Here is a 23,416-nt window from a genome sequence, read left to right as displayed (position 1 = left end):
TAAAGGGGAATGCGGTACATACTGCATTCCCACTATTATGTTGTGATTACTTTTGCAGTAGCGGATTTATTTTCACACCTGCATCTTTAACTGCCGCTTCCGGCGTTTTGGCACCTGTAATGACTTCTTGCATCATATTTTGAATCGCTTCGGAAATCTTCGGATAGCTCGGACCATAAGCTCTAGCCTTGGCTACTTTCATGGCATCTGCGAAAACCTTCATTTGCTTATCATCCTGCCAGAATGGATCCATCAAGTAGTCTTCACGACTTGGCAGACGACCTGCTGCTTTGGTAAACTCCTTCAGACGATCTGGTTCATTAGCAAACTTAATAATGTCAAAGGAGATATCTTTATGCTTCGAAGCAGCCGTGATCGCCCAGTTTTCGCCGCCAAGAATAGTTCCGCCTTGTTTGTTAATTGGAAGTTCCACAACATCCCAGTTCACCTTACCTTCTTTTCTGAGCAATGGTATTTGCCAAGGCCCATTAATCATCATGGCGACTTTTCCGGTAGAGAATTGTACAACCGTATCGGATTGCTTCTGATTAATGACTTCTTTGGACATATAACCGCCAGAAATCATATCCTTCATTAATTGTGCTGCTTCAATTGTACCCGCGCTGTCAAAAGTCGGAATGTCAGATCCCGATTGATACATAAGAGGAAGGAACTGGAATGTGCCTTCTTCCGTTTTAACAGCCGTCATCGCAAAACCATACACATTAGGCTTCGTTAGCTTTTTAGCGGCTTCCTTAAGTTCATCCCAGGTTTTCGGCGGATTTACGCCTGCCGCTTTTAACATATCTACGTTGTAGTAGAGCGCTAAATCGTTACTTCCAACAGGAACACCATAGTTTTTACCTTTATACATTGTAGAGGACCATGGACCCGAGAAATACTTATCTGCTTGCCCCCACTCTCCTACTTCCTTCGTGATATCCGCAAGAATACCAGCAGCGGCAAAAGCTTGATGATCCGGGTTATCAATCCAAACAATATCAGGAACCTGATTTCCCGCAGCTCCTAGCAGCAGCTTATTTTTAATATCCGCGAAGGAAATAAATGTCCGCTCAATTTTGACATTCGGATGAGCAGCCTCATAATCTGCAATCGTTTTCTTTAGAGCTCCTTGTGTAGCTTCACTTGTCATTGAATCCCACCATTGAATAGTAACTTTGTCACCTGAACCCGCTGCATTCGAAGCTGTGGTTCCAGAAGATGTTGTCGTCTCTCCGGTTGATGTTTCTGGTGCGCACGCTGTCGTCAGGACAACCAACGCAGACATTGCAAGAATGGCAACCTTTACATTTCTAGACATTCTTATTTCCCCCTTGAAATGAAGTAATTATTATTGGATAACTGCATGCTTTTTACTAAAATACGTAAACGGTTCAAGCAGCTACATACCACTTTGCAATAGATACCAAAACTTAACTCACAAAATGATGTACGTACATCATTTTTGGTTAAAGAAAAAGTCGTTATTTTCTTTTAAACGAATTAAATATAATAACGGCCATTCTCTTTCGTTGCTAATTCCAGCTTCGTTATGTTTTCTTTCACATTTACTTTCTCTCCAGTAACCAAGTGATCAAACATCGACTTTATCGTCAGATAGCCCTGATTTACAGGATCTTGGCAAATGGTTGCCGTAACAACGCCTTTTTGCATGTAGTGATAAATTTCCTCTGTCATATCATGCCCAACCAGTACGATAGGCTTTGATAAATTCGCGGCCTCCAGATGCTTCGCTACCACGTGCAGCCTAGCACTGGATACATAAATACCATCAACCTGATGAAAATAATCAATAAATGAGTCTAGCGAGTCGTAATCATCCTGCCGCACTTTTAATGGACCATGAAGCTCGATATGATCATATTCAGCGACAACCTCACGAAAGCCCGTTATTTTTTGCTGCATTTGGAAGTTCGTATAGGACATAATGAGTCCTACCTTCGTTTTTTCGCCAATAAATTTGCACAGCATATCCGCAGCAAGACGTCCGGCAATCCGATAATCGCAACCGACATAGAACAGTCGTTTGCTTAATGGGGAATCACTGTTAAACGTGCAAATCGCAATGCCCTGATCCACGCCGTAATCAATAATATCCGCCATTTCTTGAGGATCATTCGGAGATAAAGCAATTGCATCAAATTTTTTCGAATCGATCAGCTGTTGCAGCGTTTTCTTTTGCTGGTCCAAATCGTATTTCTCGGAACGAACAATATGTACGTTTAAACCATAGTCACGAAATTCATCTATGGCAATTTGCACACCTTTTTCTACCTGCTTCCAAAAATATTCAGGAAGTTCCGGGAAAACTATGGCCATTGCATACTCGGTCTTGCGAGACAAAAAACTAGCTGATTTGTTAGGCGTGTAGTTCAGCTCTTTGATTTTGTCCATAACCTGTTGATATGTTTTGGGTTTGACATTTCCTCGGTTGTTCAGAACTCGATCTAGCGTAGCAACCGAAACACCGATTTCTTTAGCTAATTCTTTCACCGTTAGCCGTCTGTTGTGATCCATCTTTCATCCTCTGCCTAACTTCTTAAATTGTATCATCTCCGCTACCTCATCATCATAACAAGTTCGAAATTTCCTGTCAACGCTTCCATGATGTTTTTTCAATAATTTATGATTTACGAACATCATTTTCTAAGCGGTCGGTGTCCGATGCTTGAATGAGTGCTGACAAGCATCCACCGCTAGATTCTTGCGATCCTCTCGGCTTATAACTTGAGAACGGAGCCATACGGAAAGTCTGAGTTCGTCATTAGCCTCTGATACTTTTTTAGGATCAACGGACAAAAAGAAGGCTGCTAATCATCATGATTAACAGCCTTCTTTTTGTCCGTTGATTTTTTAATCGATATCAAGAAGCTCGAGAATGACGCCTAAATCGTCTGTGCTCTCCACATAAGCATATTTATCGACATTTTGAATAAGCGGGAAGCCGAATTCTCTCAGCAGCTGTTTCAAGCATTCTATTCTTCGCCTTAAATGCGATGTGATGAACCCCCGGACCTTTCATGGAATTCCTTCCATTTAGCGGGGTCTTCAGTAGGTTCAATAAATTCTATAACCGTATTCTCCATGCGAAAGCAGGATAGCCTTACCCTTCATTTCATGGGCTGCCCCATAAAACAGGGAGGTTATTGCCACAGATTAAACCGGAACCCCTTCGGAGTCCCGGCCCTCATCCTAATTTTTGTATATGCTCTTCCTACGGGTTGATCCGTTGAATAATTGGGATTTCATTAGAGTATCTCCCAAAAGATTATTAAGGATACAATAGCCCTTATGATGAAATTTGAAAAGATCATTCAACTACTACTATAAAGGATTCGTCAGTAATTTCCAGTTACTTTATTTGTAATTTCAACAATGGTTCATCTGTATATTAATTGCGTTAACCTGCCCGTTAACGTTAATCCCCCACTGCAACTAAATTGTTGTTAATCATATGCTTTAACTCAGCAAAAAAGCGTTCACCCAGAGTTGATGAGTGAACGCTTTTTTATTTCAAACTTTGTTTGTCATTTCAAAACCAATTTGTCCTCCAACATCAAGCCACCTGCAGCCAAGCTAGACAGCTGTTGGATGACAAATTGGTTTTGAACTAGAGAAAGCCAGCAACCACAAGGGTTTGCTGGCTTTTCCAAGAAGAATAAAATGACAAATAAAGTTTTGAAATGGATTTTAAGGTGAATTGTTTGAATAACAAATTAGTTTTGAAGTACTTCTGATAAATTAAATAGAATTACAAATCATAAGACTTGTTGAACTAACGTTCTCCGTTAGCTCAACGGATTATCGGCTGTTGAGGAGATGTCATAAGCTCAAGCTCTCTTTTCGTTTCCGGATGAACTATAATGCTATCTGTAAGGTTTAGAGTAGACTCTTTTACTTTTTTCCCCCATTTCCTTGAAAAGGAACGCCAGTCACATACCATTTCAATTACATACTTCTTTGGCATGGGCAACGCCTCTTTTGTGTTGGGGTTAATAACCCAATACTCCCAATGGTGCTTATTCTTACGTTGGTGACGAAGCCAAGCATATTTCCAATTCAGTTCCTCATCCAAGTCTAAAGGTCTTCCCGAATAAAATTTCTTTGCATAGGGAAAGAACTCAGCTGGTGAAAATTTCGAAAAATCATGAATAACTCCCTGAATGTACAAGCCTTCCTTCCAACATTCAATCAAAACGTTGATTTTGTGATTCATGATATATAAGGAATATCTCCAATAAGCTTTCATCATCGCATATACTTCTCCTCTCCAAGATAAATTTCATTCTGCTTGAAGAAATAATGTTTTATTAACTGTTCAGAGAAAACAAAAAGAATCCCACCTCCAAGAACAATGTCTTGGGGACGAGATTCGTCGTGGTGCCACCCCAGTTTACTAATCCATCATCAGATTAGCCTTATCGAGTACGGTATGATACTACATGCTTATACTCTAGCTCTGTAACAGGAGCTCCTGTCACACCACCCCCTGAGCCAATTCAGGTTCCGATGTGATACTCAGTGACTTGGTTCAACAAGGTATCCTTTACTCCTTTTCAGCTATCGGAGCTCTCTGTAAAAGTACGCCTTGTTTACTCTTCACATCATCGCATTTGTTTAATATTACCAGTGAAACGTTGTGTTTGTAAATACAAAAGCGTTGAAAGTATCCTGCCCGTTAGCGTAGAAAAGGCACCCGTCGTCATGACCGGCTGCCGCGGTATTTCAATTCAACCAACATTCTCCATTAGAGTTGAAGAACAATAAATTATTATCAATTTTCAAATCATACCTTTTTTATTACTTCATCAATACGCTACTTATTATTTTGCTTAGTTATTTTCATAAAAACTTTGAGGTAATTCAACACCATGGATACAGTAATCAAACCAGCGTCTTAGTCTTGTCATATAATCTTTTTTATACAAATCATTCCATCCACCATTATGAAAAGCATCTGGATAGTAAACTAAATGAGATTCAATGTTCTTGGATCTAATTCCATTCATAAATGGAGTGGCCAAACTCCCGTAATACGATCGCTCAGCTCTTGTTTCAAAAAATAAAATTGGTGTAGCAATCTCATTTACTTGTTCAATCGGTGAATTCAATTTATAAATATCTGTTTGTACCCATTTATCAGTAAATAGCCCCTTATTGGCATATCAATCATCGTAAAGAAGATCATAGACACCGACGGCCGCTGCTGCACCTTTAAACATTGAAGTTTTAGAAACAATCCATGTTGCCAACATAGCCCCAAAACTTGATCCATATATTCCTAATTTATCAGGATCCGCAATTCCTTGATTAATAAGATATTCGATACCTGCAATAACATCTTCATATGGAGCATGCATGAGGTTTAGACCACTCGCTTCCTCCTTAAACCTATCGCCATAGCCACCGCTCCCTCTAAAATTAGGAAGGAAAATAACATATCCATGCAATGCAAGGTAGTATGCGGCGCTTAGACCTCGCGCTGAAATGAGATCATTCAAATTCGCGGTAACAGTACCATTTGCTGGTCCACCATGTAAATATACTAATATAGGGCAACTTTTGATTTCTGAATTAATGTTTGGCGGGAAAACTAAGATTCCCTCGATTACTTCATCACCACTACGGTAATGTATAATCTCAACTTTTAAATCAGAAAAAAGATTATTTTGATTAATTTCACTAGTCGTAATCAAGTTTCCATTGAGGTCAGCAATAACTAATTCTGCAGCGGAGCTTGGATTGCCCAGTGGGAAAGCAAGATTACTGGAATGATGAAAGCTCTTTACTCCAGCACGATGCATAGGAGACCAAACTATATGATTCATAGGCGTAATTTGTTTTATTTTAGAATCTGTTCTTGCCATCCTATACAATGCATTTGTAACACCTTCCTGAGCACTGAAAAATAAATACGCTCCATCATTGGACCATGTATGAAGAATAATATTGTAACTAGGAAAATTTATAGCGCTTTCAATTTGAAATTCACCATTCGCAATATTCCCCACTTGAATTCCATTTGCTATTCGTTTTGCCATTATGATCTCATTGCCAGTAAATTGGATCAACTCGATGCGGCCTTTATATAAGCATGTACATTGACTATTGTCCAAATCTAAGCTTTTAAGCTCGTCCCCAATTGAAAAGATTAATTGATTCCCTTCAGGTGACCAATGCTCAATTTTTATCATCTTCTCTTTTATTGAAAAAACTTTCTTGTTCTCAAGCGTGTTAACATCTATGATATGTAATTCAGATTCAAAGACTGATAATTCACTACGAATTTTTTTATTAAGATCATCACTGCCCATATACATATAAATCTCACTGGGATTCTGATAATATTCTTTGAATTTTTTTACTAATCCATATTTACTGCCAAAAGGCATTACTACATAAGCTAGATATTGAGAGTTTGGAGACCAGATTAATGTTGTTCCGTTAAAGGGATCCCTGCCACTGAATTTTGATTGAGTTAGTATTTGTTTGCCGGACCCATCCCTGTCCATTAAACAGAGTTCTTTTTGCCCGAAGTTTAAAGAAGTATATGCGAATTTCTGACCATGAGGAGACCAAGTCACTTTTGACGAATCTTCCTCCGGTAATGTCATTTGAATAAAATCCTTGCTTTCCAAAGAATACTTCCAAATAGATCTGTTATATTCGTCGAAAGCATATTTAGGTTCCGGAACATCCGAACTCCCGAAGACAACCAAGATATCTTTGTCATCAGGTGATACTGCAATCTCCAAAAACCCATGATAATGAAGTTTGTTAATCTCCTCGATTAGCTTTTGATTATCCATCTAGTTGTCCTCCACTTCCACATTTTATTACAGCTTGCGCTTAAGCAGGGATGAGTACTACATAAGGTTATATATACTGTATGTTTCGAGAAAGCATTTGGAAAACTTTATTCAATTAAACCTCCCACATCCAATGATATTGCCAATATTCCCCTCTTACAATAGGTCGATTTAATCTTTCAATTACATTGGAAGTAACCTGCCCGTTAGCTTAATGCTCCATTGTAACTAAATTGTTGTTAATCATACGCTTTAACTCAGCAAAAAAACGTTCACCCAGAGTTAATGAGTGAACGCTTTTTTATTTCAAAACTTTGTTTGTCTTTTCAAAACTTCATTTGTAATTTCAAAACTTTATTTGTCATTTCAAAACCAATTTGTCATCCAACAACAATCGCGTCACCAACCCGACAACAGCGCCCATTGACTTTCCATTCCCCACGTAATAAAATGTTTTTACGTAACATATTCATTGTACTGGAGGCAACCTCTCCATGCTAAACGATATTCAAGACAGCTATTACATCGAGTCCCCGGAACAGGCCACGGTCCTGCTGAACCCGATTCGCGGCGAAATTATCGCACAGCTTCTCGAACCGGGATCCGCCGCTGAGGTCGCTCGGACATTGGGAGAGACGGCCCAGCGTATCAATTACCATTTGAAGGCGCTGGAGAAAGCCGGACTCGTTCGGCGAGTCGGCACTCGCCAAGTCCGCAATCTCGTGGAGGTGCTCTACCGATCCATCGCCAAGACCTTCGTGCTGGCAGACTCGCTCAGCATGAAGCCCGAAACGGTGCAGAAGCTGAAGGATCAAAGCTCGCTAGCCCATCTCGTCACTACTTCGGAGCGAATTCGGAGAGACGCCATGCTGCTGATGGAGCAGTCCGATGTCGGGGCAACCATTCCCAGCGCAACGCTTCAACTGCAGGTTCATTTACCCAATGAGCAGCAGCGGCAAGCGTTCGTCGAGGAATATGCCGCCATGGTGCAGCAGCTTGTAGAGCGTTATTCCGCCCCTGCGGGTGAAGAAGAACATGAGCCCTACCATGTACTAGTAGCCGTGTATCCCAAACCGAAAGAATGAGGAGGCCACTGCGATGAGCAATCAACGTGAACAAGAAACGAATGTACCGCCCAAAGAGGAAGCCCCCACAGCCCTTGTGGCGCCGCCGACGCCTGTGATTACATGGGAACGGTCTGCACGACGCCCGAAGCAAGCGAACAGCGCGAACACCCATGTCATCCCCTTCGACGCTAAGCGCCGCCAAGGCGTACCAGAGTCTGAAGCTACCTTCACCGTTCGCGAAATCCCTTCCCTGCATGGTGAGGAGCCCGTTCGTCTCATCGTCATCTCGTCCGGATTTGGCCAGCAACTGCCTGCACACCGCAACACGGTACAAGGAATGGCCGCTGCTTAATAGAAAACTATCTTACTGACAGAAAGGATGATTCCTATGAGTTTCATACCTATGGTTGTTGAACAAACCTCGCGCGGCGAGCGTTCTTACGATATCTATTCCCGCTTGCTCAAAGACAGAATCGTGTTCCTTGGAACCGAAGTGAACGACCAGGTAGCCAATGCCATCATTGCGCAGCTGCTGTTCCTTTCCGCCGAGGATCCGGAGAAGGACATTTCACTGTACATCAACTCGCCTGGCGGCTCCACTTCTGCGGGATTGGCCATTTACGATACGATGAACTTCATTAAACCTGACGTGTCTACAATCTGCGTCGGCATGGCGGCATCGATGGGCGCCATTCTGTTAACCGCCGGAGCACCGGGCAAACGGTTCGCGCTGCCCAATGCCGAAGTCATGATCCACCAACCGTGGGGCGGCGCCCAAGGGCAGGCCAGCGACATCCATATTCGCGCCCAGCACATTCTCAAGACGCGCCAAACCTTGAACCGCATTCTAGCGGATACATCGAAACAGCCGATTGAGAAAATCGAACTCGATTCGGACCGCGACTACTATTTGGATGCCGAAGCGGCCAAAGCTTATGGCTTGATCGATAAGGTTATCGAGAAAATTTAACATCCTTCTATTAAACACGAAGGGCTGATCCGAAGTAGACACATCTACCTGGGTCAGCCCTTTGTGCTATGCGGATGTACAATGTCCGTCCCGGAACGGCATTAACCTTTTACCGCAGAACCTGTTATGCCTTGAATAATATATTTCTGTCCGATCAAGAATACAAGCAGCATAGGAACAATACCTGCAGACGTCGCAGCCATCATCCCGTTATAATCGATATTGAATTCCAGAATGAAGTTTTGCATCCCTAGCGGCACCGTGTACAGATCGCGATCTAACAGGAAAACGAGCGCGTTCTCGTAATCGTTCCAATGCCAGGAGAAATCGATAATGGCCAGCGTCGCGAGCGCCGGTTTGGCCAGAGGCAGCATCAGCTGAAAGAAAATGCGGAAGTGCCCCGCCCCGTCCACGAATGCGGACTCCGTAATCTCATGAGGAATCGACATGAAAAACTGTCTCATCAGAAATACGCCGAATATCGTGAACAATCCAGGTAAAATCAAAGCCCAATGCGTGTTATAAATGCCCACTTTATCAAACAGAATAAACTTAGGAACAAATAACACCTGAGGCGGCACCATCATCATGGACAGATAGAACATGAATAACGCGTTTCTTCCTTTGAATTCAACGCGCGAGAATCCATAGGCAGCCAGTGACGATAAGAATGTAGCCCCGATCGTGCAAATGACCGCGATTTTCAAAGAATTCCAGTAATACGTAACGAAACTTTCCTTGCCTGTCCACACTTTCATATGGTGTTCTAATGTCACTTTATCGGGAATCCACTGGATCGGATATTGAAACACTTCGTTCGGCGTTTTGAACGAGGTGCTGATCATCCACAGAAACGGCATGATCATGAAAAAGCCCAGAAAAAGCATAATAATCGTTGTAAGGATCTTCGTTGATTTCATCTCCATATTTGTATCACCCCGGTCGATTGACTTAATAATGAACCCAGCGCTTCTGACCGACCCACTGAACCATTGTTATAATAAAAATGATGGCGAACAGCACCCATGAGATGGCGGAGGCATATCCCATTTCGTAATAGCGGAAAGCGTTGTGATAGATGAAGAGGGATAAAATCGTCGTGCTGCCGCCGGGTCCCCCTTGCGTGACCGCTTCAATCATTCCGAATGTTTTCATAGACGTAATAAGTCCTGTAATCAGCAGCAGGAACGTAGAGGGACTGACCAACGGGAAAATAATTTTCCATACCGTCGTCCACGTATTAGCGCCGTCAATTTTGGCCGCTTCCATCTGCTCCTGCGGAATTTCTTGAATAGCAGCCAAATAAATGATCATATTGTACCCGAGTAAAAACCACACCCATATGATGTCTATCGCATACATGGAAGATGTCGTTGTCGACATCCAGCCCGGCGGGTGTTCAATCCCTATAGAGCGAAGAAAGCCGTTAATCGGTCCTTGCGTCGGTTGAAACAACAGCATCCAGACGAACGATACGGCGACACCGCTTGTAATGTAGGGCATGAAAAACATAGCCCGAAGCAGGCTTTTGACATACACACTGCGGTTTAGCACAAGGGCTACCACAAACGCCAAACCGATGGAAATCGGGACTGCCGCAAGGAATAGTGCCGTTTTCTTCAAAGAAACATAAAAAATAGGATCTTGAAACAGTCTCGTAAAGTTATCCAGTCCCACCCATTGGATATCCGGGGATGTATATTTATAATTCGTAAACATAATGCCCAATGAGAAAATCGCAGGAATCACAAAGAATAAAATGACGCCCAACATATTAGGTAAAATGAACAAGTAGCCTAATCTCTGTTGTTTTTTTGCCCAGTTCATGCGTCTAGCCCCTCCTTTTTGAACGAAAAAGGGGAGGTGCCTCTTTGCCTGATGCAGCTCCCCTTTTTTCTTGCTTATTTCTTATTTTTAGCCAAATAATCGTTATGGCGTTTGACCGTATTTTTCAAGGTATCGTCCAAAGATTGTGCCTTCAAGAAATACTTCTCGTATTCTTCTCTTCTTGCATCGACAACTTGTTGAGGAATCGTCGCCGTGAATGTCGGGAACTTGCCGAATACGACTTTTTTGAGCGAGTCGACATCGTAGGTCTTCTCATTGTCGCCCAGCAGCAATTTCAAGGCTTCTTCCACATTCGCATCCTTCGAGGATGGGAGGCGTCCGCCGGATGCAAGCGGCAGCATGCCCCCGTCTGCGTACCATTTCAGGAACTTCCAGGCCGCATCTTTATTCTTCGAATTCGGGTTAATGGAGATCACATCGCCAAGTCCGCCCGGATATTTAAAAGTCGTTTGATCCTTCGTTACTTTCGGAACGGTAGCGAAAGCAATCTTGAAGTCGCGCGGGAAGTCTTTCATGTTGTTGGATGAGCGGAAAACGAACTCGCCTGCGCCCAGCATCGCGGTTTCACCTTTCAGGAACATCGTATCCGTCGGCATTTTGCTCGTAATCTGCTCGCCGAGAAGCGGCATCGATTTGTCGGTATACATCATGTTAAACATCGACTCATACGCTTTGCGAACCGAAGGCTCGTCCAAATTGGAGGTGCCGTCCGCTTTCGTAAACCCTGCTCCCGCATTCGAACCGTCGAAGAAATTCGTGTAGCCGGAGATATGCTGCGTGAAGCCCCAACGTGTGCCTTTTTTCAGCTTAGCGGCATACTGCTGCAGATCTTCCATTGTCCAATCCAAGGAAGGGACAGCAAGATCAGCTTCATCCAGTGCATTTTTGTTCAACCAGATGAACGAGACGTTCTTTTTGGTAGGAAGTCCGTAATACTTGTCCTTCACTTTCCAGTCCTTCGCGTCCGCGCCCATTTTCTCATCGATGTTGTAATCCTTAAATTCGCTCAAATCGAGAGCAGTCCCAGCTTCAACCCGCTTCGTCAACAGAGGCAACGCATAGTTCACATACAAATCAATGCCTTGATTCGTTGTCAGCGCGGTATCCAGCTTCAGATTTCCGGCATCGTCATTCACAAACCGCTCATATTTGACCTGAACATCAGGGTTCTTGGCATTCCAATTATCAATCACGGCCTGCGGACCGGATTCTGCCGGCACACCGCCCCACAACGTTAATGTCACGGATTTCTTCGCATCGGGAGCCGCACCTGACGTATTGGAGCCAACCGCCTTCTCACCGGATGCCCCGCACCCTGCGGTGATGCTCAGCAAGACCGTTGCGGACAGAAGACTTAGCATGGTGGTTTTCATATTCTTCTTCATTTGACCCTCCTGAATTTCTGATGTCGTCTGGCTATAAGGTAACTATAGCATCAGGGCTATTCAGTTCGAAGGAACAAATTCTTGTTCTTATAGCACAAAAGTTTGATTTCAGCCTTGCTGCCGAAACACGCTTGGGGGCTTGCCGACTTCCCTGCGAAAAATCCGGGCAAAATAATTCTCATTGGAAAAGCCGACCTTAGCACCGATAAGTGCGATGGGCTCATCCGTTTGCAGCAGCAGCTCGCACGCCTTCTCCATACGAATGCCCGTCAAATATTCGGTGATCGTTTTCCCGGTTTTTTTCTTAAACAGAACGCTGAGATACTTGTCGTCCATCATGGCAACCCCCGCGAGCAAAGATAGAGGTAAATCTTCCTCATAATGCTGGTTCAGGTAGGCGATGACTTTATTAATTTCGGCATGGTCCGTAACTTCATAACTAGATTCCTTCCAGTATGCCACATACATTTCGATCCTATGCTTGAATAGCAAGCCGGCCGCTTCATGCGAAACCGCCTCTGCATACACCTGGGTTTGTGAGACCGGAGCGCCGGCAAGATCCGCGAACAGACGGTCAAGCCGCATAGCGAACTCCTTCACCCGCAGCACCGACAGCTGGGCCTCCGCCATCCACGACCAAATCTCCTTCCAGGCGTGAAGTAAATTAGCTTGATTTCTTTGTTCGAACGCCTGAATCAGATTCTTCTCTAGCAGCCACGGTACATTGGAAGAAGCATGTCCTTGTGGGCTCTCCACTTTCGGCTGATAGAGGTAGACGCCCTTCCGGACGCCATACCATAACTCCGTTACACGGACAAGCATCCCCTGCCATACCTGCTGCAGGTCATCGGGCTTGAATCCGGACGCAACAACGACAATGGCATCGCAGCTGCGCTGCTCGCCGGTTTGCAGGCTAGGCCGGATACCTTCAGGCATGCTGAGGAACACCGTTGTTAAGCCATGTTTCGTATACAGATGAGCCCTGCTGCCAGGAGAAGCATGCTCCAAGTCCAAGACCGGCAGACGCGCCAAATCCTTTTTATCGAAATCGGCTTGACCATGCAGGATAAGAAGCAGCATATTCGGACGAAACGTTTCGTCAAACTGATTAGGGCCGGCTGCGGTCCGCTCTTGTGCGGGGGTTACGTGATACAGAGCTTCGCAATAATCGTCCAACTCTTTCGTCATTAGACGGGTACTGCGTTCCAACTCGACTTTCACCTTTGCAAGCGCTTCGGACATTTTATCGGGAGTCAAATACAGCTTCAGGACATAGCCGGAGGCTCCAAGCTCCATCGCTTGTTGAATATAGGCAAACTCGTTCATGACCGTGAGCATAATGAAGCTTGTTCCGAGCTGATCCTCGCGTACCTGGGCGAGCAGCTCAACGCCGTTCATCACCGGCATCATAATATCGCAAATCACCAGATCCGGCTGGTTCGCGCGAATAAAATCCAAAGCTTCCTGCCCGTTGCCGCACTCCCCGATCACTTTAAAGCCGTTAGCCTCCCACGGCATCCCTTTGCGAATGCTGCGTCTTACGAAGGCCTCATCCTCAACCAAGAGAACCGTCCACATGCAAGCTTTCCCCCTTCAAATATGGTGGCGACAGCAGGAGAAGCATGCGAAGCCTTACGAGCGTTCCCATCTCCAGACTCTCCAGCGTGATCTTCCCCTGCTTCCGGTACAAGAGCGCCAGCCGCTCTTCCAGATTTTTCAGTGCAATGCCGTTTCCCTTCTTGGTCGAAGAGAGGCTGCCGCTGTTCTTCAGCCCGACGCCGTTATCCTCAACCTCGATGACGAGCTCATCTTCCTCCCTGCGGAACCGAATGTCGATTCGGCCTACTCTGTCCAAGTTCGCAAACCCGTGGTAAATGCTGTTCTCAATCAGCGGCTGCAAACTTAGCTTGGGGACGAGGGCAAATCTGAGCTCCGGGTCGCAGGAAATGGCCACATCGAATTCCCGGTCGTAACGAAGTTTCTGGATGCTGATATAGCTTTGAGCGAGCTCGATTTCATGCTCCAGATGAATCAAATCCACGTCTAGCCGAATCCCCGCCTCCAGCAGCTTCCCCAGCGACTCGCATACCTCGGGAATTTGCTTGTTGCCAATCTCGATAGCCAGCCATTTCACCGTATTTAACGTATTTAACAAAAAGTGCGGATTCATCTGCGAGAGCAGCATTTGGAACCGCATGGATTCCTTGTTGCGCTCCTCTTCCTTCAGCCGGTGCAGCAGATTTTCCACATCCCGGACCATGTTGTTAAAAGCCTGAACAAAGGTGAGAATCTCTCCCTTGTAGCTCTCCTCAGGCAGTTGGATCTTCAAATTCCGGCGCACCACGTCGGACATTTTGCGCTGCAGCAGCTGCAGCGGCCGGGTGATGGTCGTCGATATGAGAAAGGTCATCACAATGAACAGCACCGCAATGAACAGCGTTGTTAAGATGTATGATTGCTGCAATTGATTTACTTTTTGGAATAAATATTTCGTTGGAACACTCTTGATCAAGAACCAGTTCAAATTCGGAATTTTCGAATAGCTGATAATATGATTATTCTCCACCTGCGAGCCCGTCGGCTCCCAACTCGCGACTTGAAGCGGATTGGGGATCGCGTCGTTATTTCCCTCCGAGCTGCGCGCATGGATTTGGCCTTCCGAGGAAGCCAAGACGTACTGCTCTTCGTTAACTTGGCTGGGAATGGCGCTTCTCAGCCAGCTGCGAAAGTCAACGCCGATGCGGATCACGGCGTAGATGCGATTATTTTCGTCCCGCAGCACTTTATACATCGTCAGCAAGGAAGGGTTAATGCCAAACACAGAGTCAGGCCCCCCTTCCTCCAGCAGCCAGCTGGACAACGATTTCCCTTGGAAAGCCTCCTGCACTCTCGGCTGAGCAGCAATTGTCTCATAATTTAGAATACGGTTAGGTCCATACGACATGTACACATGCCGATCGGCATCTAGAATGGTGTAATACACATAAGAATTCGCTAGAAACACGCTATTGTTAATGGCATTGAATTTCTCTTCGATTTTCAGCTTCTGCTGAACAGCCGTATAGGAGAGGCCGGATTCCGGATTTTTGAGCATCGCCGTCAGGAAAGAATCTTGTTCAATGAGCGTAAACGTTTTCTCGGAAACGCTTAATAAATTTCCCAATGACGACGTAATCGTTGTCATCTGTTCGAGGTTTTGCGAACTGACTTGCTCTCTCATTAACGTCTCGAACTTTTGAACATGCGTCATGTTCAGAAGGATGATCGGCAGTAGAATAATTAACAGGAAAGCTAAGAACAGCCTGTACTTTAAAGTTTGCGGTATCCAATGTCGCACGTCCGTGTCCCCTTATTCCGTTTAATATGCGTCTAGTATACTTGCTTGCCTAGAAAAAACAAAACGGCACAACAATAAACCCGGGGATGTTCATCCATCTCCGGGTTTATTTGCAAGTCTATTGGTCAGCCAATACGCGGCATCCACTCCACTCAAACCCGGATCAAGCCGCCCCGCGATACCGTCAGCTTCTCCCAGCCGGTATCCGTAATCAGATACGTATCCTCGATGCCGACTACACCGCGCCCGGGGAAGGTGAACTTAGGCTCGATCGCGATGACCATGCCGGGGGCCAACGGATATTTGAAGCCCTTGGCGAGAACGGGCAGCTCGTCGATCTCGAGCCCGATGCCGTGACCAAGGAATTTCACTTGGTCGGCGCCGTACCCCATGAAGTGGTCGCTCAGCCCCGCTTCCTGCACTTGATCCAGCGCGAGCAGATACAGATGCTCGGCGATCGCCCCAGGCTGCAGCCTGGCTTCCGTAGCACGGAGTACCGCCTCCGCCGCGTCATAAGCCTTCTGCAGCTCCGGGTCCAAATCGCCGATCACCAGCGTGCGCGTCTGATCGATTAAATAGCCGTCCGTCATGCACCCGATGTCGACGAGGATCGGTTCGCCGCGGCGTATGAGCGCGCGGCCTGAGCTCTGCGGGCTGGACGGGTGAAGCCCCGTGCCCCCGGCCGGCCCGTCGAAATAAGTGGGCACCGCCGCCGATGCGCCAGCCGCCACCATTCCGGTGATCAACTCGGAATTGTACGCGCGCATGCGCATCAGCCCTTGGTGCCCGCGCAGCCGGAGCTGATGCTCAATGAGCGCCATCAGCTCAAACTCCGCCATCCCCTCGCGCACGAGGGGGATGACCGCCTCCAGCGCCGCATCGACGATGCGCGCGGCCTCGCGAATCGCCGTGACTTCGTCCGGCGATTTGATCATTCGCTGCTCGCGCACGAGCAGTGAGCCGTCCTCCCAGACCGCGCCGGGCAGCGCGGTCTGGAGCTTGCTATACAGCTGGACCGGTAGAACGTCCAGCTCGGTTGCAATCCGCAGCGGGGCGTCCGCTGCGGAGCCGTTCGCTGCGGAGCCGTTCGCGCTGCGCGCGCGAAGACGCTCAGCCAGCGTCTTCCAGGACCCCAGCGACTGTACGTCCGCAAACGCTTCCTCCGAAGCGCGGATCAGGCTGCGGCGGACGAGATACAGCGCCTCGCCCTCCGCCGGGATGAACAAATACCCCGTTTGCATCGAACCGCAATAATAATATATATCCACGTGGTGAGTGACCAGGAAGCCCGACCACCCCCGCTTCAACAGCTCCACCTGCAGCAGCTGCTGCCTTTGTCGATAAATTGTCATGCCTACCTCTCCTAACTCGGCCTAATGTACACCTCACCTTCTATTATACATTCAAAAGACCATTTCCGCAGACCCCTTAATCGTCCACGTAATCGGCTGCATGATTGTATAGGTCCGCGGATAGTTCAAACGAATGAACATGATGACGCCAGGCCGCTCCAGCGTGACCGAATACCCATAAACCGGATTGGTATATGTATATGGAAAGACTTCCCCGTCATTAACGATCTTAAATACCTCCACCTCAACTCTCTGCTGCAGAAACGTTCCGGGCAGCGGATCATTCGCTGCGTCCAGCCTCAGATTCGCCTGCAAATATTGCAGAGCCGCAGTTTTTGCCTTGCTCTCATCGATCGCAGGAATGCCTCTGGCCAGCTTCGACTGATCGCTTTGCTGGGCGGCGGCATGTACTGCCCGGTTCAAAGCGTGCTTGCCGCGAAACAGCGTGTGCAACGCCACTTCCTCATCCGCTTGTAAGGCAAACATCGACATGATGACTGCACTCAGCAGCACCATCAACAGTAGCTTATACATGGCATCCCCTCAAACCTTAAGGCACATATTCGCTCATCTTCATGCCGCTTGCTCCCATCCGGTCCAGCTCGGAAGGAACGGGTATGCCGATCAATCGGTCAATGACGAAAAGTCGATGATACGGATACGTCAACTTTAGCCGCAATCCGGTCCCTCGCCTAACCGGCGAATTGCGGTCTGTGCCCCAGTTACCGTCCGTCGTGTCAACGGTGTACACGAGATCTTCAGCAATGAACCCTCTGGCCTCCATACGGGCTTTCGAATCCCGAATCATCACGCTATCAATATAGCCGTGCATTCCATTAGCACCAATCTCCAGCAAATAGTCAACCTCCTTTTGCAAAACGGCCTGCCTGACAATCAGCACATGCTTATACACCGGTGCAAACATAAGCCAGCAAATCACTGCAGCAAGCAGAACGAACACCAAAATCTGCTTCATGGATCAATCCGCTCAATCGTCCCATTCAATCTTGCACCGCTCGTATGCACCTGGGCACGCGTACCCGCGCTTCCCCCAAGCGAATGGTTATAAATTACGATTACCACCATAATCAGCATTATCGTCATTAGAATCGACCTCATAACAAAATGTCCTCTATGCCTAAGGTCTCAATGCCGAAATTTCCGTATTCGCTTTGCTGCCGTGTGTTGAAATATTCCGTCTTAACCCTGTCGAACCGTCGTTGACAATTGTCGTAAAAAGAAAAGCCACCACAATCAGCATCATAACGGTGATCAAAATATTTCTCATACCTACCCCTCACGCTCCTTAATTAATCGCATCAAATAAACGTTGGCCTTCCGCAATCCACGGATACATGAATACCCGAAACGTATTCATAATCGGCAGGCCGGCAAGCACGAACAACACATACGACACAGTTTCCTTTCGGCTGTCCCGGACGAGATCCATCTTTTCCTTGTAATCCTGAACGCGCTGTTGCAGCAGCTCATAATAACGGGCATGCTCGTTCAGTCTTAGCGCATTCAGCGTCTCCCCGAAGCTGTGCGCTTCGTCAGTTCCGAGCCTCATTTTAAACCGCACAATCGCCGCCTCAGAACCTTGGTACCACTCATTCAGCAGAAGTCCGAACTGCGTCCGGATTGTCCGCACCTGAGACGAGCATAGCGACAGCTTGGTGTGTAAACTCATTCGGGATTCATTGTAATACAGCAAATGATGACTAATGACATAAATCTCCCGAACAATGCGATGCGCCCTTCTGGCCTTCAATTGCATCAATACCCTTCTATCGAATAACAGAAGAACGAGCAGGCACGCACCTCCTGCCATAACAAAGGCGGGTTCTATGTGTAAAGTGAACATCGGCCGCTTCCACGCGGCATATCCTGCGCCGATCATCATGAATGCGCCGCATACCAGAAGTCTTCTAACGCCTTCATATAGGCCGCCGTTTAAGCGAATGCCGCAGCCCAACAGAAGCTGTTGCTTCTCTTCCACCATCTTCGCTTTCAAACCTAACAGCTTAAACAACCAGGACGGGAGCTTCGCGTCCTTCACCAAGGTCATGTGCTCTAAAGGTCTCCACCTTCTCACACGGACAGGAACAAGATGAAAACCGTGATATAGAGCCATCAAAACAAATACGAATAGCAGCAAATTAGATGCGATTGGCATCATGCCGGACCTCACATTCTCCGCATTGACAAGTAAATCCCCATCAAAAAGGATACGAAAATTAACAAAAGCGCATCGAGCAGCATATTTCGCCCTACCGGGTCGACAATGTAATACAAATAAGCATTGTCTGCATTTACCTTGAAATTAATAAACAGAAACAAACCGAGAAACAAAATCGGCGAGAAATTGGCAATCCTAATCTCCAATAACCGGTTTCGCTCCATTTGATCGAATCGCTGCGCTTTTCTCATGGCGGCAATCAAATCCTTCAAGCTATCCCCGACATAACATCCTTCTGCCAGAGCAACGCGCACGATACCAATGAAATAATCCCCCCAGGTATGTCCGAGTGTAAGCGAGAAAATACGCAAACTCTCCTCCGTATCCCTTTGAGTCATTAAATTGCGGTATAGCTGCTCAAATACGGGCTTGATCGGGTATAAAATACGATTTTCCTCCAAACAGTACTTCAATGCGGTCTTCAAATTTTTATTCGGATCCACCATGTAGTACTGATAAAATATTTCCACTGCAGGCAGAAACTCCAGCCTGGTTTGCAGCCGGATACTGACCAATTTGAGCCGAAGCATGAAGTAAGGGAACGATGCGCCAATCAGTGTCAACACCGTCACTCCTTTGAAAGACTGAAAAAACAACAGCCCTGTCAGCAGCCCGGCCAGAGATAAAATCACACTGAACATCAGCATCGCTTGCACACTGAAGCCCGTTTCGACGGATTCCATCAACTCCCTCACATGCCGAAACAGCCGGCTCCTATTTCCCAAAAATTCGCTGAAACGATGGTTAATCGCAGCCGTTTTGACATATTGCAGCCTCCACCTGGCTTCACGCTGTCGGATAGCGGCGTGTAAAACGGATCGCACAACCACAAAAACCAATAGAAACAGCAGTAAAACAAAGACATATTTGGCGACAATCATTCCATTACTCGCCTTCTTTCTCAATAAAACCGAGCTTCGACAGCACAGCATGTCCCTCTTGGTCAGACTTGCTGATTTTCCGCGATGCAGGTTGCGACAATTTCCCGGGAAATTTCCATCCATCTGTCGACTTGTCATAAACTGCGAGATCCGTGACGCAAACCTCCCCATTCTCGAAACGATATTCGACGATCCGCACAATTTTTCGTTTCCCGTGAACGACAGCCATTTCCATCCCGATTTGTGTCACAAACTCCGTGATCCGTTTCGTTAACCGCAAAGGATCCATCCCTCGGCCATCCAACATGCACATATCCGTGAGCGCATCGGGAACATCCTCCAATTCGCTAACATGGACGGATGTAATGCTGCCCTCATGCCCGCGCGTACAAGCTCTGACATACAGATTCGCATCCTCATCCCGAATTTCCGCATGACAAATCCGTTTCGGCGATTGCCTAAGCGCCAACTTAAAAGCCTGCAATCCGGAATGCCGGGAATCCTCCTCGTCAATTTCATATTCGACGATATTTTTGTACGGGAAATCCTTCTTCAAATTTAGTTCGAACCTAGATTCGATCGTGATAATCCTTTCGTTATCATCCATCTCCGCAATGATTGCCTTAATCAGGTTCGTTTTCCCTGAATTCGTCGGACCAATCACGACCATATTGAAATACGACCGGACCAGGCAGCGAATCAGTTGTTCCATCCGTGCATCCATCGTCGCAAGCTCTGCAGTAGCCAACGAAGCCAAATCAAACTTTTTCACCGTGTAAAAGCGGATCGTCAACGTCGGCTCCGACGTGAACCCGAACCCTGTCATCGTAACCCGCGACCCGTCCCGCAGCACGACCTCCGCCCACTTTTTCCTAGGACTCAACGTATCGTTATTAAAAAGCACCAGGTTTTGCTGAATTCTTTCCAATTCTCGCACGGACGGCAGCGTATAAGCAGAAGGAAGAGCGCATCCGCCCCGCACCTCGAAGATCTGCCTACCCACTACCTGTATCTCCTCAAGTCCCTCCTTTCGCTTCAAAACAAGCTCAAGCACATTCATCCCTATAATTTCTGCAAAAACCGCCTCCGGCAGCGACGTATATCCGCTAAATCTAGGAGGTCTGCCTTTCAGGCTTCTTTTGGAAACTATATCGTCAATCATGGCAAGCAGCTTTCCACGCTCTTCCTCATATCCGAGAATGGCCCGATTCAGCGTTTCGTTATAGCTCTGCTTCTCCTCGTCCGTCCTCCCCTTGATCGCGACAAGTTCGCCCCGTATCTCCTGCACCCATTGATAAAACAAGCTATCTTCCATCTCCGCACGGCCGGACCTGCCAGTTCCATCAGACAGGTGTTGGGGACTTATTCTCGAAGCTAACCCGTCATCATTGGCATCGCTCTTTCGTTCATGCATATAAGTAATAATCGAAAACCTTTCCTCGTTCACTCCCTTCATCTCATCCCCCCTTCTTCAGCTTGCCGTTCTTCTTCCTGCCATCAGCTTCTGCAGCCATGTGATCTGCCCAACATTCACTTTCCTCGATAGCTGGTAGTAATCTGCGAGCTTCAGGGCCGCAACTTTGATCTCCTCATACATGGGATGATTGGGACTGAACATCTCAAGCAGCTTCCCTTGATTGCATCGAGACAGCGCATCCGCATGCCTGGATATTTGCCCGACCAATGGCAGCTGTGTTTCTTTGCGAATATCTTTAATCGAAAACTCATGATTTCTGGAGTGCCGCTCCATCTGAACCGCCATTAACTCGAAACTATTCGGCTGGAGCCCAAAAACCGAACCAACCTGCCGGATCCACCGCGAGAAATCCTCTTGGAAATGGGCGATGTCTGCCGTAGTAACGACAACCTTGCTATCGGCCTCCAATAATCCGCACACCGTCGCCGCATTGTCCCAATACGCATTAACCTCAATGATGCAGATATCAAAGGCACGCCGCGCCACGCGAAGCAAATGTACAATTTCCGAGGGTGTGAAAAATTCCGCCTGCTCCCGGAGCATATTTCCGTACAGCACATGAAGCCCATGCGCTTCCTTGGGTTGGTCGCATACAAGCAGCAGCCTTTCCGCCGTGAGACTCTGCGCCTTTAACTCCGCACGCAGTCCATCGAGCGTGAACACTTGCTTATCTTTGCCTAAATAACGGTGAAGCTTGGAGCTTTTCAAATTCAAACACAGGTAGCCAACCTTAAGGCCGGTCTCCAACGCAAGCAAATACGCCACTCCAAAAGAGGCAATCGTTGTTCCTATATTCGGGGTAGAACCGATGAAAGTAATCAGCTTACCTGCCGGCTCTTGAAGCTCCCGGTCGCCTGCTCCACCATCCACCCAAGCCCGAATATCGTCTGCGATTACTGCCGTGCTGCGCCCTGGCTGAATATAGTCCAGCCGCATCCATTTGCACATTTTGACATACTTCTCATTGATTGTAACGTCATGATAGTTCGAGAGCAGGACAATAACTTTCATCTCGCCGTTCATCTGCAGCATCCGTTCAAGCAGCTCTTCCAGACCGCCGAAGTCAAGCACCCGATCGGAGATAATCGCATGCGATAACGTCATCTCCGCCAAACGAGCCTCCAACTCAGCCGCCGTAGATGCCACCACCCAGCTCAAGGGCTGTTCATAAACCACATGAATAATTTCGTCAATTAATCGTTCATCCGTTGAAAGTAATCCGACATTCCACTTTCCATCCAAGCTCCATCCCACCTTTCCCCCCTCTAGTTAGGCTTCATTCTTCCCGCAAAATCGAAGAGGAGCTGAACGCAATGACCAGCTTGGCTTTCTTCGGGCTGCACAAACGGTCGATCTCCAACCACTCATTCTCCGTTAAATTCAGGTTAATTTGATCAATCGCACCGTTAGCCTCCAACCGGGACGCATACATTTTCTCTTGATCTCCCTCTACCTTGGACAGAAGATTGGGATTCTTCGGATTATCCACCTCCACGTTCGATGATGATTTGACAGACGCGACCTTAATCTCCTTCTCATCAAAAAGCCGCCGTGAACTGCCGTCAGTCCCCGACACATACAGCCGGACTCGGTCACCCGCGCGAATTCCATTCGACACCGACAACACATACTCTTTTGGAATTTGAAATGTGGCTTGCAATTCGTTCGGCAGGAGATGGTAGCGGTTCACCTTCCACTTCAGAATCGGCTCCTCCTTCCCCAGCGGAATCAGCGTCTCCTGCCCAACAATCTCCTCCAATCGGGATAGCATACTACTTGTATAACTTCCTTTCTGTATAGACCTAAGCTCCACCATATCCTCTTGAATCAAAACGCCCGCCCTGATAAAATCCCTCGGAACCGCCACCTGAACAGTCTGCTGCATCTCCACCTGATGGACTTGCAGCAAATATAGGCCATATACAAGCAACGCCGCCAATACTGCAGACACCAATGCGATCAGTAAACTTCTTCTGCGATTCAACCTATCACCTCCCTTCCCTCAAACGCTGCATTTTCTAACAAAAACA

At 46.9% G+C, this 23,416-nt stretch carries 23 protein-coding genes and 1 other annotated feature; of the genes, 3 read left to right on the top strand and 20 right to left on the bottom strand.

From position 1 onward, the window contains the following. Window positions 1-46 precede the first annotated feature (46 nt). The 5 genes from PUT07_RS32055 to PUT07_RS32035 all read right to left on the bottom strand — a co-directional run bounded on the left by PUT07_RS32055 (window position 47) and on the right by PUT07_RS32035 (window position 6,830). Window positions 47-1,321: an ABC transporter substrate-binding protein gene (locus PUT07_RS32055; RefSeq protein WP_274472859.1), complete on the bottom strand. Its 1,275-nt coding sequence runs from the start codon at window positions 1,319-1,321 to the stop codon at window positions 47-49. Window positions 1,322-1,503: 182 nt separating this feature from the next. Next, a complete protein-coding gene (locus PUT07_RS32050) occupies window positions 1,504-2,538 on the bottom strand; it encodes a LacI family DNA-binding transcriptional regulator (RefSeq protein WP_274472858.1) in 1,035 nt (344 codons plus the stop codon). Window positions 2,539-3,814: 1,276 nt separating this feature from the next. Continuing rightward, window positions 3,815-4,273, bottom strand: a complete 459-nt coding sequence (locus PUT07_RS32045) for a DUF5662 family protein (protein ID WP_274472857.1) — start codon at window positions 4,271-4,273, stop codon at window positions 3,815-3,817. A gap of 106 nt (window positions 4,274-4,379) precedes the next feature. After that, window positions 4,380-4,638 (bottom strand) — a binding site (T-box leader). Between the two features lie 215 nt (window positions 4,639-4,853). After that, window positions 4,854-5,132: a hypothetical protein gene (locus tag PUT07_RS32040; protein ID WP_274472856.1), complete on the bottom strand. Its 279-nt coding sequence runs from the start codon at window positions 5,130-5,132 to the stop codon at window positions 4,854-4,856. Between the two features lie 54 nt (window positions 5,133-5,186). After that, window positions 5,187-6,830 carry a S9 family peptidase gene (locus PUT07_RS32035; protein WP_274472855.1) on the bottom strand — a complete coding sequence of 548 codons (1,644 nt, stop codon included), beginning with the start codon at window positions 6,828-6,830 and terminating at the stop codon, window positions 5,187-5,189. 494 nt (window positions 6,831-7,324) lie between these two features. Here PUT07_RS32035 and PUT07_RS32030 point away from each other — a divergent pair, with 494 nt between their 5' ends. Genes PUT07_RS32030 through clpP form a run of 3 tightly spaced genes read left to right on the top strand, consistent with a single transcriptional unit; the run spans window position 7,325 to window position 8,867 of the window. Continuing rightward, the gene (locus PUT07_RS32030) at window positions 7,325-7,915 is read left to right on the top strand and encodes an ArsR/SmtB family transcription factor (RefSeq protein WP_274472854.1); all 591 of its coding nucleotides are present in this window, start codon (window positions 7,325-7,327) and stop codon (window positions 7,913-7,915) included. Between the two features lie 13 nt (window positions 7,916-7,928). After that, entirely contained in the window at window positions 7,929-8,249 is a 321-nt protein-coding gene (locus tag PUT07_RS32025; protein WP_274472853.1) for a hypothetical protein, read from the top strand. Between the two features lie 36 nt (window positions 8,250-8,285). After that, window positions 8,286-8,867: an ATP-dependent Clp endopeptidase proteolytic subunit ClpP gene (gene clpP / locus PUT07_RS32020; protein WP_274472852.1), complete on the top strand. Its 582-nt coding sequence runs from the start codon at window positions 8,286-8,288 to the stop codon at window positions 8,865-8,867. A gap of 101 nt (window positions 8,868-8,968) precedes the next feature. Here the strand turns inward: clpP and PUT07_RS32015 are convergent, their stop codons facing one another. The 15 genes from PUT07_RS32015 to PUT07_RS31945 all read right to left on the bottom strand — a co-directional run bounded on the left by PUT07_RS32015 (window position 8,969) and on the right by PUT07_RS31945 (window position 23,370). Continuing rightward, window positions 8,969-9,793: a carbohydrate ABC transporter permease gene (locus PUT07_RS32015; RefSeq protein ID WP_274472851.1), complete on the bottom strand. Its 825-nt coding sequence runs from the start codon at window positions 9,791-9,793 to the stop codon at window positions 8,969-8,971. A gap of 25 nt (window positions 9,794-9,818) precedes the next feature. Further along, on the bottom strand, window positions 9,819-10,694 hold the full coding sequence (locus PUT07_RS32010) for a carbohydrate ABC transporter permease (RefSeq protein ID WP_274472850.1): 876 nt from the start codon (window positions 10,692-10,694) through the stop codon (window positions 9,819-9,821). A 74-nt stretch (window positions 10,695-10,768) separates the two neighbouring features. Then, window positions 10,769-12,100, bottom strand: a complete 1,332-nt coding sequence (locus tag PUT07_RS32005) for an ABC transporter substrate-binding protein (RefSeq protein WP_274472849.1) — start codon at window positions 12,098-12,100, stop codon at window positions 10,769-10,771. 108 nt (window positions 12,101-12,208) lie between these two features. Beyond that, the gene (locus PUT07_RS32000; protein ID WP_274472848.1) at window positions 12,209-13,678 is read right to left on the bottom strand and encodes a response regulator; all 1,470 of its coding nucleotides are present in this window, start codon (window positions 13,676-13,678) and stop codon (window positions 12,209-12,211) included. Then, window positions 13,656-15,437 carry a cache domain-containing sensor histidine kinase gene (locus tag PUT07_RS31995; protein WP_274472847.1) on the bottom strand — a complete coding sequence of 594 codons (1,782 nt, stop codon included), beginning with the start codon at window positions 15,435-15,437 and terminating at the stop codon, window positions 13,656-13,658. The genes PUT07_RS32000 and PUT07_RS31995 overlap by 23 nt, the downstream gene beginning before the upstream one ends. Before the next feature lie 152 nt (window positions 15,438-15,589). Beyond that, on the bottom strand, window positions 15,590-16,789 hold the full coding sequence (locus PUT07_RS31990) for a M24 family metallopeptidase (RefSeq protein WP_274472846.1): 1,200 nt from the start codon (window positions 16,787-16,789) through the stop codon (window positions 15,590-15,592). A gap of 51 nt (window positions 16,790-16,840) precedes the next feature. Then, window positions 16,841-17,323 carry a hypothetical protein gene (locus PUT07_RS31985; protein WP_274472845.1) on the bottom strand — a complete coding sequence of 161 codons (483 nt, stop codon included), beginning with the start codon at window positions 17,321-17,323 and terminating at the stop codon, window positions 16,841-16,843. Window positions 17,324-17,339: 16 nt separating this feature from the next. After that, window positions 17,340-17,765, bottom strand: a complete 426-nt coding sequence (locus PUT07_RS31980; RefSeq protein ID WP_274472844.1) for a hypothetical protein — start codon at window positions 17,763-17,765, stop codon at window positions 17,340-17,342. Continuing rightward, a complete protein-coding gene (locus PUT07_RS31975) occupies window positions 17,762-17,893 on the bottom strand; it encodes a hypothetical protein (protein WP_274472843.1) in 132 nt (43 codons plus the stop codon). Before PUT07_RS31975 ends, PUT07_RS31980 begins: the two co-directional genes overlap by 4 nt. A gap of 34 nt (window positions 17,894-17,927) precedes the next feature. Further along, a complete protein-coding gene (locus tag PUT07_RS31970) occupies window positions 17,928-18,077 on the bottom strand; it encodes a hypothetical protein (protein WP_274472842.1) in 150 nt (49 codons plus the stop codon). Between the two features lie 18 nt (window positions 18,078-18,095). Further along, window positions 18,096-18,857, bottom strand: a complete 762-nt coding sequence (locus PUT07_RS31965; protein ID WP_274472841.1) for a hypothetical protein — start codon at window positions 18,855-18,857, stop codon at window positions 18,096-18,098. Between the two features lie 119 nt (window positions 18,858-18,976). Beyond that, a complete protein-coding gene (locus PUT07_RS31960; protein ID WP_274472840.1) occupies window positions 18,977-19,909 on the bottom strand; it encodes a type II secretion system F family protein in 933 nt (310 codons plus the stop codon). 4 nt (window positions 19,910-19,913) lie between these two features. After that, window positions 19,914-21,365, bottom strand: a complete 1,452-nt coding sequence (locus tag PUT07_RS31955) for an ATPase, T2SS/T4P/T4SS family (protein ID WP_274472839.1) — start codon at window positions 21,363-21,365, stop codon at window positions 19,914-19,916. A gap of 15 nt (window positions 21,366-21,380) precedes the next feature. Beyond that, a complete protein-coding gene (locus PUT07_RS31950) occupies window positions 21,381-22,628 on the bottom strand; it encodes an AAA family ATPase (protein WP_274472838.1) in 1,248 nt (415 codons plus the stop codon). Between the two features lie 34 nt (window positions 22,629-22,662). After that, window positions 22,663-23,370: a flagellar biosynthesis protein FlgA gene (locus PUT07_RS31945; RefSeq protein ID WP_274472837.1), complete on the bottom strand. Its 708-nt coding sequence runs from the start codon at window positions 23,368-23,370 to the stop codon at window positions 22,663-22,665. Window positions 23,371-23,416: the final 46 nt, after the last annotated feature.

This window comes from Paenibacillus sp. MAHUQ-63, assembly GCF_028765165.1.
Lineage (GTDB): Bacteria > Bacillota > Bacilli > Paenibacillales > NBRC-103111 > Paenibacillus_E.
The sequence above is the reverse complement of the archived record's forward strand: the minus strand, read 5'-3'. Positions and strand labels throughout refer to the sequence as shown.

Bases quoted from the DNA above. Each gene is read 5' to 3' on its own strand.
- PUT07_RS32035 (WP_274472855.1), bottom strand. From the start codon at position 6,830: ATGGATAATCAAAAGCTAATCGAGGAGATTAACAAACTTCATTATCAT.
- PUT07_RS31965 (WP_274472841.1), bottom strand. From the start codon at position 18,857: ATGACCTTGGTGAAGGACGCGAAGCTCCCGTCCTGGTTGTTTAAGCTG.
- PUT07_RS32055 (WP_274472859.1), bottom strand. From the start codon at position 1,321: ATGTCTAGAAATGTAAAGGTTGCCATTCTTGCAATGTCTGCGTTGGTT.
- PUT07_RS32025 (WP_274472853.1), top strand. From the start codon at position 7,929: ATGAGCAATCAACGTGAACAAGAAACGAATGTACCGCCCAAAGAGGAA.
- PUT07_RS31990 (WP_274472846.1), bottom strand. From the start codon at position 16,789: ATGACAATTTATCGACAAAGGCAGCAGCTGCTGCAGGTGGAGCTGTTG.
- PUT07_RS31985 (WP_274472845.1), bottom strand. From the start codon at position 17,323: ATGTATAAGCTACTGTTGATGGTGCTGCTGAGTGCAGTCATCATGTCG.
- PUT07_RS31970 (WP_274472842.1), bottom strand. From the start codon at position 18,077: ATGAGAAATATTTTGATCACCGTTATGATGCTGATTGTGGTGGCTTTT.
- clpP (WP_274472852.1), top strand. From the start codon at position 8,286: ATGAGTTTCATACCTATGGTTGTTGAACAAACCTCGCGCGGCGAGCGT.
- PUT07_RS32050 (WP_274472858.1), bottom strand. From the start codon at position 2,538: ATGGATCACAACAGACGGCTAACGGTGAAAGAATTAGCTAAAGAAATC.
- PUT07_RS31980 (WP_274472844.1), bottom strand. From the start codon at position 17,765: ATGAAGCAGATTTTGGTGTTCGTTCTGCTTGCTGCAGTGATTTGCTGG.
- PUT07_RS32005 (WP_274472849.1), bottom strand. From the start codon at position 12,100: ATGAAGAAGAATATGAAAACCACCATGCTAAGTCTTCTGTCCGCAACG.
- PUT07_RS31960 (WP_274472840.1), bottom strand. From the start codon at position 19,909: ATGATTGTCGCCAAATATGTCTTTGTTTTACTGCTGTTTCTATTGGTT.
- PUT07_RS32015 (WP_274472851.1), bottom strand. From the start codon at position 9,793: ATGGAGATGAAATCAACGAAGATCCTTACAACGATTATTATGCTTTTT.
- PUT07_RS32000 (WP_274472848.1), bottom strand. From the start codon at position 13,678: ATGTGGACGGTTCTCTTGGTTGAGGATGAGGCCTTCGTAAGACGCAGC.
- PUT07_RS32030 (WP_274472854.1), top strand. From the start codon at position 7,325: ATGCTAAACGATATTCAAGACAGCTATTACATCGAGTCCCCGGAACAG.
- PUT07_RS32010 (WP_274472850.1), bottom strand. From the start codon at position 10,694: ATGAACTGGGCAAAAAAACAACAGAGATTAGGCTACTTGTTCATTTTA.
- PUT07_RS32045 (WP_274472857.1), bottom strand. From the start codon at position 4,273: ATGATGAAAGCTTATTGGAGATATTCCTTATATATCATGAATCACAAA.
- PUT07_RS31955 (WP_274472839.1), bottom strand. From the start codon at position 21,365: ATGAAGGGAGTGAACGAGGAAAGGTTTTCGATTATTACTTATATGCAT.
- PUT07_RS31975 (WP_274472843.1), bottom strand. From the start codon at position 17,893: ATGACGATAATGCTGATTATGGTGGTAATCGTAATTTATAACCATTCG.